The organism is Acinetobacter sp. GN11 (assembly GCF_054823985.1).
On record NZ_JRVL01000295.1, the window covers coordinates 1 to 1,485 of the forward strand.

General features: G+C 32.6%; 2 protein-coding genes. Both read right to left on the reverse strand.

Annotation, left to right across the window (positions count from 1 at the left end; genetic code table 11):
- On the reverse strand, nt 1-466 hold a 466-nt coding region (locus NL42_RS18455; RefSeq protein ID WP_461313857.1), incomplete at its 3' end, for a LysE family translocator.
- 73 nt (nt 467-539) lie between these two features.
- On the reverse strand, nt 540-1,370 hold the full coding sequence (locus NL42_RS18460; protein WP_191900098.1) for a sugar phosphate isomerase/epimerase family protein: 831 nt from the start codon (nt 1,368-1,370) through the stop codon (nt 540-542).
- Between the last annotated feature and the right edge of the window lie 115 nt (nt 1,371-1,485).

Consider the following 1,485-nt stretch of genomic DNA (forward strand, 5'->3'; position numbering starts at 1 on the left):
AAGTTAAAGAAAGTATTAAAAATTGGTTTATTATTTTTTCTTTTATATCAATAAATTGTGGAAATAAGGCAATAAAGAAAACAATTGTTTTTGGGTTGAGAAGTGACGCGAATAATCCTTGATAGAATAATTTAGATTTACTTACTGCTTTTTCACTTGTTTCAGTGTCTAATAAATCTTGAGAAGGTGATGTTTTTACAAAGTTTTTATAACCTAGATACATTAAATAAAATGCACCAACAAATTTCAATACAGTAAAAATAGTGGGATTACTGGTAATGATTAAACCCACTCCACTCGCCGAAATGACTGCGATTACAAACATGCCAATAATTAACCCAATAATTCCAAATAGGGCTGTACGGACACCGTAATTGATTGAGTTTGTAACTGTAAATAAAACGCCAGGGCCTGGACTAGATAGCGTAAGAAAGGCAATTGTTATGAAAACTAGTAAACCACTCACTTAATATATCCTTTTAAAAATGAATTATTTAAATTTAAAAAGCCTTCTGATGTTCCTCAGAAGGCTTTTAGTTTTATGCGCTTGCCAATTCTTTAACTGAATCTAAAGTAGTTTTGTCTCTCACCTCAAAGGCAACAAGACCTTTCCAATTATGGCGGTTAATTGTTTCGATAAAGTCAGAATAATTTACAGTGCCGCGACCAATACTAAAGTGTTGATCTTGTTCACCATTGTTATTACTAAAAGAAATACCTTTAATTTTGTCGTGGTATTTATCTACCACAGCAACTGGGTCACCTTCACCCACATTTGCATGTCCTGCATCTAAGAAGAAATAGACATTTTTGTGGTCAATTTTATTAAAAACATAATCGTATTCTTCCATGTGGGTAAATACATAATGGAAAGGACGATAGTTTTTATAATTTGATAAATTTTCTAAATAAATATCAACTGATTTTTCAGCAGCATATTCAGCTAATTCTTTAACAGATAAAATATAGTTATCGAGAGCTTTTTGTTTAGCCAATACAATTTTCTTTGGTTCTACAATACCACCACCGTGAATAACTAAAGGTGCCCCAATTTTTGCGGCAATATCAATTTCTTTTTTAACATATACAACGGCTGCTTCTCGTAAATAATCAACATCGCTACCTAATGGCGCTTTGAAGTTACCATGGAAAATAGGTTGAACATTATATTTTTTGATTAAGCTGTTTAGATTTTCGATTCGTTCATCAGACCAGTCTGGAACCATTTCCCCATGTAAACTTCCATCCACATACCAGTGGGTGCATCCATCGTTATATGCCCTAAGGATACCTTCTTCGGCTGGTAAATATTGCTGATGGGCAATTCCAGAAGCAAAGTTTAGGTAATTATTCATTAAAGGCGAAGTCATTGTTATGTTCCTGATTTATTAAAGGTATTTTGGGTTAATTATTTATTCACTCGTTACCCAGCCGACATCTTATTTTTATTTAGGCACAAAAACATTAGACTAAAGTCTAATATAT